This window comes from Sphaerisporangium flaviroseum, assembly GCF_039537005.1.
In the GTDB taxonomy this organism is placed as follows: domain Bacteria; phylum Actinomycetota; class Actinomycetes; order Streptosporangiales; family Streptosporangiaceae; genus Sphaerisporangium; species Sphaerisporangium flaviroseum.
In genome coordinates, this window is record NZ_BAAAZR010000008.1 from 576,280 (window position 1) to 590,725 (window position 14,446).

Genomic DNA, 14,446 nt, shown 5'->3' on the forward strand with positions numbered 1-14,446 from the left:
TATGATTGCGCCGTGACACGGCGACTTGCGGAAGTGGCGAAGAAGGTCGGCGTCAGCGAGGCGACCGTCAGCCGGGTGCTCAACGGCAAGCCCGGCGTCGCCGAAGCGACCCGCGCGGCCGTGCTGACGGCGCTCGACGTGCTCGGCTACGAGCGGCCCACCCAGCTTCGCGGCGAGCGAGCCCGCCTCGTGGGGCTGGTGCTTCCCGAACTGGGCAACCCGATCTTCCCGGCGCTGGCGGAGGTGGTCGGCGGCGCGCTGGCCCAGCAGGGGTTCACCCCCGTGCTCTGCACGCGCACGGCGGGCGGGCTGTCCGAGTCCGACTACGTCGAGATGCTGCTGGAGCAGCAGGTTTCCGGCGTGGTGTTCGCGGGCGGGCACTACGCCGAGGCCGACGCGCCCCACGAGCACTACTTCCGGCTGCTGGAACTCCGGCTCCCCGTCGTGCTCGTCAACGCCGCGACCGACAGCCTCGAGTTCCCCCGGGTGTCCACCGATGACGCCGTCGCGGTCGAGCAGGCGTTCGGTCACCTGGTCTCGCTGGGCCACGAGCGCATCGGGCTGGTGCTCGGGCCCCAGGACCACATCCCCTCGCGGCGCAAGCACGCCGCGTTCACGGCGGCGGCGCGGATGGCCGGCATCGAGGTGGACCCCCACGCGGTGGAGCGCACGCTGTTCTCGCCCGAGGGCGGGCAGGCCGTGACCACCAAGCTGCTGAGAAGGGGCGTCACCGGCATCATCTGCGCGAGCGACCCGCTGGCCCTCGGCGCCTTCCGCGCCGTGCGCAGGTTGGGCATGTCGGTGCCCGAAGACGTGTCGGTGGTGGGCTTCGACGACTCCGCCTTCATGAACTGCACCAATCCACCGCTGACCACGGTGCGCCAGCCGATCGAGGCGATGGGCAGGACCGCGGTGACCCTGCTGGTGAGCCAGATCGAAGGCGCGTCCGTCACCGCGGAGGAGCTGCTGTTCGAGCCTGAACTGGTCGTGCGGGGCTCCACGGCCCCCGCCAAGGTCCGTCCCAGCGCACTGGTGGAGTAGGGTCCCCGATTCGGGGGTCATCAGCCACTCGGAATGATGGGATCCCGAACAGGACGCGGAGCCCCCCGCGACCTGATCCTTCGGCAGGATCGGCCTGGGGCCCTGGCCGATCCTCCCGCCCGCGGGCCCCGGGGAGCCCGTGGGTGCAGTCTCCAGAACGAAAGGCAGGTCGGCCATGGCGCCCGATCGTCGAATTCTTTTCGTCCACGCTCATCCCGACGACGAGTCGATCGGCACCGGGGCGACGATGGCCAAGTACGCGGCCGAAGGGGCCCATGTCTGCCTGGTCACGTGCACGCTGGGCGAGGAGGGTGATGTGATCCCGGCCGAGCTGCGCCACCTCGGCGCCGACCAGGAGGACCGGCTGGGGGAGTACCGCGTGGGCGAGCTGACGCGGGCGTGTGCGGCCCTGGGCGTCGACGATCACCGGTTCCTCGGCGGAGCGGGACGCTGGCGTGACTCCGGCATGATGGGAGCGGCCACCAACGACGATCCCGCGTGCTTCTGGCAGTCCGATCTGGACCTGGCGGCGGCGGAGCTGGTGAGCATCGTCCGTGAGGTACGGCCGCAAGTGATCGTGACATATGACGACAACGGCTATTACGGCCATCCCGATCACATCCAGGCGCACCGAGTGGCGTGGCGGGCCTTCGAGAAGGCCGCCGATCCCGGCTTCGGCGAAGGAGAGCCGTGGTCGCCGTCCCGGTTCTACGCCACCGCGACGCCGCTGTCGGTGCTCGAGCAGGCCGTCGGCACCGGGCCCTTCGACCACGTGAAGTCGGTGGAGGACTTCGGATTCGGGGTTCCGGACACCGAGATCACCACCCGGGTCGACGCCACCGAGCACCAGGAGGCCAAGATCGCCGCCCTGCGAGCGCACCGCACGCAGATCTCCGTGGACGGCCGGTTCTTCGCACTGTCCAACAACGTCGGCCAGCCGGTGCTCGCCGTGGAGTACTTCACCCGGCTGGCCGGAGACCCCGGCCCCCTCGACGAACACGGCCGCGAGACCGACCTGTTCGGATAGCGCTTCGGCCAGGTCGCGCGCGACGCCTGGTCCTGCCCGGTGAGCGCACGGTCTGGACGAGGGGAACACCCCATCGCCGCGGGCGGCCATGCCGACCTGGCCGGAGAGCCGGTGGTACGCCTGGATCAGGTCGTACCCCTCCCCGCCGGCGTGACCGCCCTTGTCGTACGGAAGCCGTTGACGACGGCTAGCCGATGCGGAGCCAGACGGCGGTGTCGGAGGGGAGCCGGTCGCCCTCCAGGGGGCCGCTGGCGAGCAGGAGGCCCTCGTGCGGCGGCAGCTCTATCGGCTCGGCGTTGAAGTTGACCACGCAGGCCAGCCCCGACTCGCGGGCGAACGCCAGCACGCCGTCCTGCGCCTTCAGCCAGCGCATCGAGCCGTCGCCGAGCTCGGCCCGCCGGATCCGCAGCGCCGTCCGGTACAGGCACAGCATGGAGTTGGGGTCCATGATCTGGGCCTCGGCGGTGAGACCCTTCCAGGACGCGGGCTGCGGCAGCCACGGCTCCCCGGTGCTGTAGCCGAACGGCGACTCCTGCCCCGACCAGGGCAGCGGCACGCGGCAGCCGTCCCGTCCGGGGACGGTGTGCTTCGACCTGGTCCAGATCGGGTCCTGGCGGAGCTCGCCGGGGATGTCGTCGACCTCGGGAAGGCCGAGCTCCTCGCCTTGGTACACGTACACGCTGCCGGGCAGCGCCATGGCGAGCAGGGCCGCGGCCCTGGCCCTGCGCTCGCCCAGGACCAGATCGGAAGGCATGCCGTCCCTGCGATCGGCGTGGTCGAAGGAGGTCACCGCCCTGCCGTACTTGGTCACCGGCCGCGGGACGTCGTGGTTGGAAAGCACCCAGGTGGGCGGGGCGCCGATCGGCACGTGCGTCGCCAGCGTCATGTCGATGGAGGCGCGCAGCTCCTCGGCCTGCCACGGGCGGGACATGAAGTCGAAGTTGAACGCGGTGTGCATCTCGTCCGGACGCAGGTAGAGCGCGAACCGCTCCTGGTCGGGCAGCCACACCTCGCCGATCAGGATGCGCTCGCCGTACTCGTCGGCGATCTGCCGCCAGCCCCGGTAGATCTCGTGGACGGCGTCATGGTCGGTGTAGGACTCCTCGACGCTGTCGAAGTCCTTGATCAGCACGGCCGCCGAGTCGATGCGGATGCCGTCCACGCCGCGGTCGAACCAGAACCGCAGCACGTCGTGGAACTCCTCGACGACCTCGGGGTTCTCCCAGTTGAAGTCGGGCTGCTCGGGGGCGAACAGGTGGAGGTACCACTGCCCGTCGGGGACCCGCGTCCAGGCCGGGCCGCCGAAGATGGACTTCCAGTCGTTCGGCGGCAGGTCGCCCCGGCCCTCGGCGAACCAGAACCGCTCACGCTCCGGGGAGCCCGGACCGGCCGCCAGCGCCTGGATGAACCATTCCTGCTGGTCGGAGCCGTGGTTGGGGACGATATCGATGATCGTCTTGATGCCCAGCGCGTGCGCCTCAAGGATGAACTTCTCCGCCTCGGCCAGCGTGCCGAAGGACGGCTCGATGTCGCGGTAGTCGGCGACGTCGTAGCCGCCGTCCGCCATGGGCGAGGGGTACCAGGGGTTGAGCCAGATCGCGTCCACACCGAGATCGGAGAGATAGGGCAGACGGGACCGCAGTCCAGCCAGGTCGCCGATGCCGTCGCCGTTGCCGTCGGCGAAGCTACGCAGGTAGACCTGGTAGATCGCGGCTCCCCGCCACCACGTTTCGGACATGCTGGAGTCTCTCCTTCAGATTCGGTGTACGGCTCGTGCCGTTTCGATGGACGGCTCGGGCCGCTGCGTGTACGGCGCGTGCGGCTTGCTCTGCGGACGGCGCCGGGTCATCCCTTGAGGCTTCCGGCGGTGAGGCCGGCCATGATGCTCCGCTGGAAGATGAAGAAGACGACGATGGCCGGGATGCTCGCGATGACCAGCGCCGCCATGAGCACGTTCTGCGGCATCTGGGCCGACAGCGAGGAGATGCCCACGCTGATCGACATCTTGTCGCTGTCCGGCAGCACGAGCAGCGGCCAGACGAAGTCCTTCCATACGGTCACGACCGACAGGATGGACACCACGCCGATGATCGGCCGGGACACCGGCAGCACGATCGACCACAGGATCCGGAACGGGCTGGCGCCGTCGATCTCGGCGGCCTCCAGCAGTTCCTTGGGAATCGAGTCGAAGAACCGCTTGAGCAGGAAGATGTAGAACCCGTTGGCCGCGGCGGGCAGCCAGATCGCCCACGGCGTGTTCAGCAGGTTCCAGCCGACGATCGGCAGGTCCTTGACCGTGAGATAGGCCGGCAGCAGGATCACCATCGGCGGGATCATGAGCGTGGCCAGCATCAGGCCGAGGATCGCCTTGCCGAGCACCGGCCGCAGCTTCGACAGGGCGTAGGCGGCCGTGACGTCGATGGCGAGCGTGAAGAGCCAGGCGCCCGCGGCGTAGACGATCGTGTTACGGAGGAACAGGCCCAGGTCGAGCTGGTTCCACGCCTCCGCGTACACGCTCCAGTCGATCGAGGTGGGGAAGAACGACGGGGGGATCTGGGCGAGCTCCTCGGACGACTTCAGCGCCCCGGTGATCATCCAGTACAGCGGGAAAACGAAGATCGCGGTGAAGCTCACCACCACCGTGACCAGGACGATCCAGTAGATCGTCCGGCCGCGCCGGGTGTTGAGCGTGTGCGGCGAGACCAGACCACGGAACTGCCGCTCCATCTTCTTGCCGGGCCCGCGGGACCGGTGTGGCCTCCCGTGGCCGGGCGCCGGAGGGGGGACGAGTTGAACGGGGCGGCTCGACCGGACGCCACTGCTTGACGGTTGCACTGTGCTGTGCGACATCGACGCCACTCCCTTCTAGGTCTGGTTGTCCCGCGAGACACGCAGGTAGATGGCGGAGAACACCATCAGCACGACCATGAGCATGAGTCCGAGGGCGCCGCCGCCACCGAAGTTCCCGAAGCTGAAGGCGTACTGGTACATCAGGTAGGCGACGGTGACCGTCGCGTTCTCCGGGCCGCCGCCGGTGAGCAGGTACGGCTCGATGAACACCTGCATGGTCGCGACGATCTGCAGGAGGAGCATGACCAGGAGGATGAGCTTGGTCTGGGGGATGGTGACGTGCCAGACCCGCTTGAAAAGGCCCGCGCCGTCCAGCTCGGCCGCCTCGTACAGCTCGCTCGGGATGCTCTGCAGGGCCGCCAGGTAGATCAGCGTGCCGGTCCCGAGGTTCATCCAGGTGGAGACGATGACCAACGAGATCAGGGCGGTGCTGGTGGAGTCCAGCCAGCTGAGCGCGGGCAGGTGCGCGAGGTCCAGGATCTGGTTGAACAGGCCGGCGCCCGGGTCGTAGAACCACTTGAACAGCAGGACCGCGACGGCCGGGGGCAGCATGACGGGCAGGTAGACGACGAACCTGAGGTACGCCTTGGCGTGCCGCAGCTCGTTGAGGACGATGGCGGCCACGAACGGCACCGCGTATCCGAAGACCAGCGCCAGACCGGTGAACGCGGCGGTGTTGATCCAGGCCGGGGCGAACGCCGAATCCTCGATCACCGTGCGGAAGTTGTCGAGGCCGACCCATTCAGGCGGCCCGACGAAGTTGGTCTTCTGGAAGCTGAGCAGGAACTCCCGCACCATCGGGTACCAGGAGAAGAACGCGAAGCAGATCAGTGCCCCGCAGAGGAATCCATACGCCGTCAGATTGCGGCGCAGGCCGCGTCGCACCGCCCCCGGGGTGCGACGCCGTGATCCCCTCGCGGACATTGTGGTCATCGGTTGAACTCCTGATCTCGACGTGACCGGCGGGGTGCCGGCCTGTGGGCCGGCACCCCGAGCTCAGGTCAGCTGGACTTGGCCAGCACGTTGTTGGCCTTCTTCTCCGCGTCAGAGAGGAGCTGGTCGATGTTGGCGTCCTGCCTGGTCAGCACCGCCGACATGGCGGTGTCGAGGATCGCGTAGATCTCCTGGGCCTTGGGCGGCTCCAGCTTGAACTGGACCGTGGCGTTGGCGTCGACGTACGTCTGGAAGTGCTCCACGGGAATCGTCGCGAACTGCTTGCGCAGCTCCTGGATCTTCTTGCCCGGCTCGGTGTTGCCGAACAGGTCGATGTCCGGCAGTCCGACCGGCAGCCCGTCCGCCTTGGCCCGCTCGAAGTTGAACTGGCCCTGTCCCGGGGTCAGGAACTTGAACTCGAGCCACTGGAGACCGGCCTTGATCTGTTCGGGCGTGGCCTTGGGGTGGAACATGTAGCCGTCGCCGCCGCTGAGGGAGTGCGTGGCCTCCGGCATCCCCGTCACGCCGTAGTCGTCGAACTTGCCCTTGAAGGTGTTGTTGACCTCCTTGACGACATCCGGGGCGCCGATCATCATGCCAAGCTTGCCGCTGCCCATCATCCGCATCAGGTCTTCCCAGCGCAGCAGTTGCTTGGTGCCCATGCTGTTGTCGGTCCAGCGCATCGTCTTGAGGTTCTCGAGGACGGCCTTGCCCTGGGGGCTGTTGAAGGCGGCGGTCTTGCCGTCCGCGCTGACCATCTCGCCGCCGCGACCGTACAGGGAGGAGGTGAAGTGCCAGCCGCCGGTGTTGCCGGCGCTGTACTCGCCGTACCCGACGTAGCCGGGGCCGAGCGCGGCGATCTTCTTGGCCGCGGCCTGCACGTCGGCCCAGGTCTTGGGCGGTGCGTCGGGGTCCAGACCGGCCTGGGTGAACAGCTTGCGGTTGTACACGAGCCCGGTGGAGTAGTTGACCCTCGGAAGGCCGTAGACCTTGTCGCCGCTCTTGAAGACGCTCATGACGTCAGGGCGGACGTTCTTCAGAGCGGAGACGTTGCTCAGATACGGGGTGATGTCCGCCGCCTGGCCGGAAGCGATGATCTTCTGGACGTCGGTGTAGTAGACGTAGAAGAGGTCCTCCATCTCCCCGCCGGCCAGCTTGGCCTGGAACGTCTCGGGAACGATGCAGGGGAACGCGTCCTTGCCCTTGATCGTGACGTTGGGGTGGAGCTTCTGGAACGCCGCGACGTCCGCGTCCCACTGGGCCGCTTCCTTCGGGTTGTTCTTCGGAGGCTTGCAGCCGACCGTGATCGTCACGGGGGCATCGGCGGCGGGAGCCTTGGAGCCCGACGACGAGGCGGCGTCAGGGGTGCTGCCGGCGTCGCTGCCGCATCCGGCTGCAGCGAGCGCGATGCCTGCGCTGAGCAGGATCGCAAGGTTGCGGGGTTTCATGGATGTTTCCCTCCTGGACTGCCCCCGACTACGAGGCTCAAGATCTGGAACAGCTTCGCGAACCGGTTGGGAGCAACATATAGAGATAGACATATGCCAGCAAGAGTCGATAGTGCATGATGCAAAAAAGTGACAGTGCGTCGATCGGCAACAGCGATGTCACCTTGGTGTCACGCCGGTCCGGTGACGTGCGGCACTGTCTCCTGGGAGTGGTGACATCGAGGTCCTCCGGCCGGCGGCCCCCCCGGCGCCGGGCGAGGGGGATCGCGGGTCCCGCCCAGCGGCGGTGAAGCGTCCTGACCCGTTCGCGAAGGGGTCAGACCTGGGCTAGTCGCGCATTCTGACGGGACCGGTGGAGCCGCGTACCACCAACTCCGGTTCGAACAGCAACTCCTCCGCGGTGACCGAGCCGCCGTCGATCTGGTTCACGAGCAACGTGACGGCCGTCCTGCCGATGGCCTCGATGGGCTGGCGCACGGTGGTCAGCGGGGGGTTGGTGCAGTTCATGAACGCCGAGTCGTCGTAGCCCACCACGGAGATGTCCTCGGGCACCGACATGCCGAGACGCCGCACGGCGCGAAGGACGCCCAGCGCGAGAACGTCGCTCGCGCAGATGATGCCGGTGATGCCGTTCTTGACCAGCCGCGTCGCCACGGCCTGGCCGCCTTCGAGGGAGAACAGGCTGCGCTCCACGCAGTCGGGGCCCGCCTCCAGTCCGGCCCTGCGCGCCTCGGACACGAATGCCTCATGCTTGCGCCGCGAGGGGATGTGGTCCTCGGGGCCCAGCACCATGCCGATGCGGGTGTGCCCGAGCGAGGTGAGGTGGCCGAAGGCCTGCTCCACCGCCACCACGTCGTCGGTGGCCAGACAGGGAAAGCTCAGCTCGCCGATCGCGGCGTTGACGAGCACGGCGGGAAGGCGCAGGTCGAGCAGCCGGAAGTAGTGCTCGTGGGGCGCGTCGGCCTCCATGTAGTGCCCGCCGGCGAAGACCATGCCGGAGACCTGTTGTTCCAGCAGCATCTCGACGTAGTCGGACTCGGACAGCCCGCCCGCCGTGCGCGTGCAGAGCACGGGGGTGAAGCCGCGCTGCGCGAGCGCGCCGCCGACGACCTCCGCCAGCGCGGGGAATATGGGGTTGCCGAGTTCGGGAAGGACGAGCCCGACCAGGCGGGCTCGCTCGCCGCGAAGCTGGGTGGGCCGCTCGTAGCCGAGCACGTCGAGCGCCGTCAGCACGGCCGCGCGGGTCGCGTCGGAGACGCCGGGCTTGCCGTTGAGGACGCGGCTGACCGTGGCCTCACTGACCCCGACCTTCTTCGCGACCTCGGCGAGCCGACGGGTCGTCGAACGGGGGACCGCAGTCTCACTTGTCACGGTCGCAAATATACGTCAGGCCGGTGCAAACGGCTTGCGCTGGGTCGGCCTGCGGGCCGAGATAACCCATGGTGGGGTGCGATGCATCCGTTTCAGCACGTCAGCCAGCAGGAAATACCGTAGCTCAGTCGTTACTTTGCAGATTTACATCGAAACATTGCGGTTATCTGTCTGTCATCTTAAGGTGTGGGCAGTTCCGCCGGGCAACCGATGGTCCGCGCGTCCCTGACCGCGAAACGTCCGGCTCTTCGCTCTGGCAGAAGGGTCAGTTGATGAAGATGACCGGCAGGCTCAACGCCTGGACGATCGCCACGGTGGTGGCGCTGGCAGCGGGAACGGTGTCCATCCCGCTCCTGTCCTCGGGTGCGGTGGCCGCCACCGCGGTCGACTCGCCCTGGGACTTCGCCGGGCGTGGAGCCACCGTTCCCTTCACCGAGTTCGAAGCGGAAGACCCCGCGCACGCCACGACGAACGGCCAGGTCATCGGGCCAGACCGCCTCTACGGTCACCTTCCCTCCGAGGCGTCAGGCAGGCGGGCCGTCAAGCTCGGCGCCGTCGGCCAGTACGTGGAGTTCACCCTGACCAAGCCCGCCAACGCCATGTCGGTGCGCTACAGCGTCCCCGACAGCGGGGCGGGAACGGGCCTGACCACCCCCGTGGACCTGCGGATCAACGGCACCCACCTGAAGGACCTCTCCTTCACCTCCAAGTACGGGTGGTACTACGGCGGGTACCCGTTCAACAACAACCCCGGCGGCAACAACCCGCACCACTTCTACGACGAGACCCGCACGCTCTTCGGCTCCACCCTTCCCGCGGGGACCAAGGTCCGAATCCAGGTCTCGACCACATCGGTGACCAACTCGATCACCGTGGACCTGGCCGACTTCGAGCTGGTCCCCGGGCAGATCGCCCGTCCGGCAGGCTCGCTGTCGGTGGACGACTTCGGCGCCGCGCGCAACGGCACGACCGACTCCACCGCCGCGTTCCAAGCGGCCGTCGACGCGGGCAGGGCGCAGGGCAAGGAGGTCTGGATCCCCGAGGGCACCTACACGCTGTGGGACCACGTCGTCGTGGACGGCGTGACGCTGCGCGGGGCCGGCCCCTGGTACAGCGTGCTCACCGGCCGCCACCCCACCCAGCGCAACCGCGGCGTCGGCGTCTACGGCAAGTACGTCCAGGGCGGCGGCTACGGCGGCGAGATCCGGCCCCACGAGGCAGGCGGGCCCAGCCGCAACGTCACGCTCAGGGACTTCGCCATCATGGGCGAGATCACCGAGCGCGAGGACAACGACCAGGTCAATGGCCTCGGTGGCGCGATGTCCAACTCCGTGGTGGACAACCTGTGGATCCAGCACACCAAGGTCGGCGCCTGGATGGACGGCCCGATGGACAACTTCACCCTGAAGAACAGCCGCATCCTGGACCAGACCGCGGACGGCGTGAACTTCCACACCGGCGTCACCAACTCGACGGTGACCAACAGCTTCCTGCGCAACCTCGGCGACGACGGCCTGGCCATGTGGCCCGATCGGCTGCCGAACGTCAACGACTCCTTCACTCGCAACACGGTGATCCTGCCGATCCTGGCGAACAACATCGTCACCTACGGCGGCAAGGACATCAAGATCACCGACAACGTGGTGACCGACACCATCACCAACGGCGGCGGCATCCACGTGGCCAACCGGTACCCGGGCGTCAACTCCGGACAGGGCACGGCCGTGTCCGGCACCATCACCGTCGCCCGCAACACCCTGCTCAGAGCGGGCAACTCCGACTACAACTGGAACTTCGGCGTCGGCGCGATCTGGTTCAGCGGGCTCAACGAACCGGTCAACGCCACCATCAACGTCACCGACACCGACATCCTGGACAGCTCCTACGCGGCCATCCACTTCATCGAGGGCAGCACCAAGACCGTCAACTTCACCAACGTGCGGGTCGACGGCACCGGCACGTACATGATCCAGGCGCAGTCGGCGGCCACCACCACGTTCACCAACGTCAGGGCCGACCACATCGGCGCCGGTGTCGCCATCCACAACTGTGTCGGCTCGGGGTTCTCCATCACCCAGGGCGCAGGGAACACCGGCTGGAGCCCCGCCTCCACCACCTGCACCGGCACCTGGCCGGCACCGAACTACATCTACCCGGGCGGCGGCGGCAACACCACGCCGAGTCCGACGCCCACCGCCCCCACACCCACGCCGACCCCCACTCCGTGTGCGCCGGGGACGGGTGACCTCGCCCGCGGCAAGACCGTGACGGCCACCAGCCAGACGCAGGGGTTCGTACCGGTCAACGTGGTCGACGGCAACGCCGACACCTACTGGGAGTCCTCGAACAACGCGTTCCCGCAGTCGATCACGGTGGACCTGTGCGCGACCGTATCGGCGCAGCGGGTGGTGCTGAAGCTGCCGCCGGCGGCGGCATGGGCCACCCGCACGCAGACGGTCGCCGTGCTCGGATCCACCGACGGCTCCACCTTCTCGACGCTCTCGGGTGCGGCGGGCCGCACCTTCGACCCCGCCTCGGGTAACACGGCGACGGTGTCGTTCACCCCGGCGAACGCGCGGTACATACGGCTGACCTTCACCGGCAACACCGGCTGGCCCGCCGGGCAGCTCTCCTCCTTCGAGGTGTACGGCACGGCGGGCCCGACCCCGACGCCCACCCCCACACCGACGCCCACGCCCACACCGACGCCCACGCCTCCGTCCGGCAACCTCGCCCTCGGCAAGGCGACCAGCGAGAGCGGCCACGCCGACGTGTACGGATCGGGCAACGTGGTGGACGGCAACGCCAACACCTACTGGGAGAGCGTCAACAACGCCTGGCCGCAGACGGTCACCGTCGACCTCGGTGCGCCGGTCGGCGTCACCCGGGTGGTGCTGAAGCTCCCGCCGGCGGCGGCCTGGGCCACGCGCTCGCAGACGCTGTCGGTCCTGGGGTCCACCGACGGAAGCTCCTACAGCCCGCTGAAGAGCTCGGCCGCCTACACCTTCAACCCGTCGACCGGCAACAGCGCGACGATCACGTTCCCGGCGAGCAGCAGCCGCTACGTCCGCCTGTCCTTCACCGCCAACTCCGGCTGGCCCGCGGGCCAGCTCTCCGAATTCGAGGTGTACGCCTCCTGACCGGAGAACAAGGACCGGGGCCTTCGGGACGGGAGGACGCACCTGCCCCCAAGGACCGGGGCCTCGGGGACAGGAGGACGCACCTGCCCCCGAGGCCTCAGAAACGAGCGACCGCTTTATACCAAACGGAATCTGGAGGATCCGTTCCCTTCGGTCCATCTGAACGGGCCTTCGGTCCATCTGAACGGGCCTTCGGAGCCATATCGATACGTGCCTCCCGGCCCCTTATCACCCCGGACCGACCTGGACCGGTCCGGAGCCGACGCTCTCGGAGGAGGGTCACCTCCTCCGAGAGCTCGGGCAAGTCGGTCCAGCGGAGCCTCATCGAATCCTCTCAGCGTGGAGACCCCGGCCTTCAGGCCGGGGAGGAAACGCGGCACGGTGCCGCACGGGTCTTCTCGAACATTCGCGCGATTCTTGCCCCGTGTTTCTGTACTGTTGTGAGGCGTGGCGCAGATCGTGAAGCGGGCGTTCAAGTACCGCTTCTATCCAACTCCCGGACAGGCCGAGGAGCTTGCCCGGACGTTCGGCTGCGTCCGCCTGGTCTACAACAAGGCCCTGCAGGAGCGGACCCGCGCCTACACGCTCCAGGGCCGCAAGGTCTCCTACGTGGAGTCCTCGGCGGCGCTGACCGAATGGAAGCGCACCGACGACCTGGGTTTCCTGGCCGAGGTGTCCTCGGTCCCGTTGCAGCAGGCCCTGCGCCACCTTCAGGCCGGGTTCGCGAACTTCTTCGCCAAGCGGGCCAAGTACCCGACGTTCAAGTCCCGCAAGAAGTCCCGGGCGTCGGCGGAGTACACCCGCTCGGCGTTCCGCTGGCACGACGGTGCGCTGACTCTGGCGAAGATGGACGGCCCGCTGGACATCGTGTGGTCGCGTCCCCTGCCCGAAGGCGCGCAGCCATCCACGGTCACGGTGTCCAAGGACGCGGCGGGCCGCTGGTTCGTGTCGATCCTGTGCCAGGACAGTATCGGTTCGCTCGACCCGACGGAGAATGCCGTCGGCGTGGACGCGGGGATCACCGCCCTGGTGACGCTGTCGACCGGCGAGAAGATCGCCAACCCCAGGCATGAGCGGGCCGACCGGGCCAAGCTGGCCAGGGCGCAGCGGGCACTGGCCCGCAAGGAAAAGGCTCCGCCAACCGGGCCAAGGCAAAGCTCCGCGTCGCCAAGGTGTACGCCCGGATCGCCGACCGGCGGCGTGATTTCCTGCACAAGCTCACCACTGGTCTCGTCCGTGAGAACCAAACGGTCGTGATCGAGGACCTTACCGTGCGCAACCTGGTGAAAAACCACAGCCTGGCCCGCGCGATCTCCGATGCCTCGTGGCGGGAACTGCGCATCATGCTGGAGTACAAGACGGCCTGGTACGGGCGGGAACTGGTCGTGATCGACCGGTGGTTCCCCTCCTCCAAGCTGTGCTCGGCGTGCGGTGCCCTGCAAGACAAGATGCCGCTCAACATCCGGACCTGGGAATGCGCCTGCGGCGCGGTCCATGACCGGGACGTCAACGCGGCCAAGAACATCCTCGCCGCAGGGCTTGCGGAGAGATGAAACGCCTGTGGAGCCGGTGTAAGACCTCAAGGGAGTTCTCCCGGCGGGCGACTGGCGACGAAGCAGGAACCCCCACAGGCGACCGTGGGGAATGCCCCTCGTTCACGAGGGGGAGGATGTCAACAGGTGCTGATCCACAAGACGGTTCTTCCCGGACCCGCCGCCGTACGGGGCAACCGTCTCGTAGACCCGCCTCGGAACTCGGGATCTGGCACTCTGTGGCAACACGAGTCCCAGGAACCGAGAGGCTCCCTCATGACGACCGAACACGGCAGGCGCCCTGCCTCACCGACGGGCCAGGAGGGCGCGCTCCCGCCGGTCCCCGCCGAGCAGGGAACGCGCACTGTCTTCCCGCCGGGACGGCAGAGTGCGAGTCCGCTGGGCCTCTCCGAGCAGCAGGGTAGGAGTCCGCTGGCCCACTCGGAGCAGGACAGGCGTCCGGCGTTCGGGTCTGGACTCCGGTTGAGCGGTCACGGCCTCGTGCTTCGCGAATGGACGGATGACGATCTGCCGGTGATGGTGGAACTGTTCGACGATCGCGAGGTCGCCTACTGGACCCCGCTGGTGACCCCCTTCGACCTGGGGGCGGCGCGGAACTACCTGGACAAGGCCCGGCGCACCCGCGCCATCGACCAGCGCGTCCACCTGGCCATCACCACCGACGGGGGACGGGCCAAGGGCGAGGCACTGCTCATGATGCGCGACGACGGCACGGGAAGCATCGGATACGCCGTCGGTGCCGCGTACCGAGGACAGCGCCTGGCCGTCCGGGCCGTACAGGTCATGACCGACTTCGCCCACGAGGTCGCAGGACTCGCGCAGGTCTTCCTGGAGATAGAACCGGACAACGAGCCCAGCACACGGGTCGCCCGCGCCGCCGGTTTCCACCTCAGCGACGCGCCACCCAACATCGTCGAGGACAAGGGCCGCACGCTCAGCCTGCTCACCTGGACCCACTTCCGCTAGACACGACCGGGCCCGGTCCGGGCCGCCCGGCCTGCCGTGTCCTCCCTCCCGGTATCCGGTTCTGCCTTGGTTTTCGTTGGGAGGGAGCGGGCCGGGGGGGTACGGCCGTTTGTGCGA

9 protein-coding genes and 1 pseudogene are annotated in these 14,446 nt (G+C 68.1%); 5 read left to right on the top strand and 5 right to left on the bottom strand.

Annotated features, from left to right (window positions below; all coding sequences use genetic code 11):
• The first annotated feature begins 12 nt into the window (after positions 1 to 12).
• Both ABD810_RS18880 and mshB read left to right on the top strand, forming a co-directional pair.
• Positions 13 to 1,041: a LacI family DNA-binding transcriptional regulator gene (locus tag ABD810_RS18880; RefSeq protein WP_344941497.1), complete on the top strand. Its 1,029-nt coding sequence runs from the start codon at positions 13 to 15 to the stop codon at positions 1,039 to 1,041.
• Between the two features lie 175 nt (positions 1,042 to 1,216).
• On the top strand, positions 1,217 to 2,068 hold the full coding sequence (gene mshB / locus ABD810_RS18885; protein WP_344941500.1) for an N-acetyl-1-D-myo-inositol-2-amino-2-deoxy-alpha-D-glucopyranoside deacetylase: 852 nt from the start codon (positions 1,217 to 1,219) through the stop codon (positions 2,066 to 2,068).
• 187 nt (positions 2,069 to 2,255) lie between these two features.
• Here mshB and ABD810_RS18890 read toward each other — a convergent pair whose 3' ends face one another.
• From ABD810_RS18890 to ABD810_RS18910, 5 genes are all read right to left on the bottom strand, one after another.
• Complete coding sequence (locus ABD810_RS18890; RefSeq protein ID WP_344941503.1) at positions 2,256 to 3,806, bottom strand: glycoside hydrolase family 13 protein; 1,551 nt, start codon at positions 3,804 to 3,806, stop codon at positions 2,256 to 2,258.
• A gap of 107 nt (positions 3,807 to 3,913) precedes the next feature.
• Positions 3,914 to 4,795, bottom strand: coding sequence for a carbohydrate ABC transporter permease (locus tag ABD810_RS18895; protein ID WP_344941506.1), 882 nt, complete (start codon positions 4,793 to 4,795; stop codon positions 3,914 to 3,916).
• A gap of 138 nt (positions 4,796 to 4,933) precedes the next feature.
• Positions 4,934 to 5,851, bottom strand: a complete 918-nt coding sequence (locus ABD810_RS18900) for a carbohydrate ABC transporter permease (protein ID WP_344941508.1) — start codon at positions 5,849 to 5,851, stop codon at positions 4,934 to 4,936.
• A 68-nt stretch (positions 5,852 to 5,919) separates the two neighbouring features.
• The gene (locus tag ABD810_RS18905) at positions 5,920 to 7,299 is read right to left on the bottom strand and encodes an ABC transporter substrate-binding protein (protein WP_344941511.1); all 1,380 of its coding nucleotides are present in this window, start codon (positions 7,297 to 7,299) and stop codon (positions 5,920 to 5,922) included.
• 327 nt (positions 7,300 to 7,626) lie between these two features.
• Complete coding sequence (locus ABD810_RS18910; RefSeq protein WP_344941514.1) at positions 7,627 to 8,670, bottom strand: LacI family DNA-binding transcriptional regulator; 1,044 nt, start codon at positions 8,668 to 8,670, stop codon at positions 7,627 to 7,629.
• Positions 8,671 to 8,942: 272 nt separating this feature from the next.
• Between ABD810_RS18910 and ABD810_RS18915 the strand changes: the two genes are divergently transcribed.
• From ABD810_RS18915 to ABD810_RS18925, 3 genes and pseudogenes are all read left to right on the top strand, one after another.
• Positions 8,943 to 11,810 carry a galactose-binding domain-containing protein gene (locus ABD810_RS18915; RefSeq protein ID WP_344941519.1) on the top strand — a complete coding sequence of 956 codons (2,868 nt, stop codon included), beginning with the start codon at positions 8,943 to 8,945 and terminating at the stop codon, positions 11,808 to 11,810.
• A 447-nt stretch (positions 11,811 to 12,257) separates the two neighbouring features.
• Positions 12,258 to 13,447, top strand: a pseudogene (locus ABD810_RS18920) (RNA-guided endonuclease InsQ/TnpB family protein); the annotation flags it as partial.
• A gap of 171 nt (positions 13,448 to 13,618) precedes the next feature.
• The gene (locus ABD810_RS18925) at positions 13,619 to 14,329 is read left to right on the top strand and encodes a GNAT family N-acetyltransferase (protein WP_344941999.1); all 711 of its coding nucleotides are present in this window, start codon (positions 13,619 to 13,621) and stop codon (positions 14,327 to 14,329) included.
• The last annotated feature ends 117 nt before the right edge of the window (positions 14,330 to 14,446 follow it).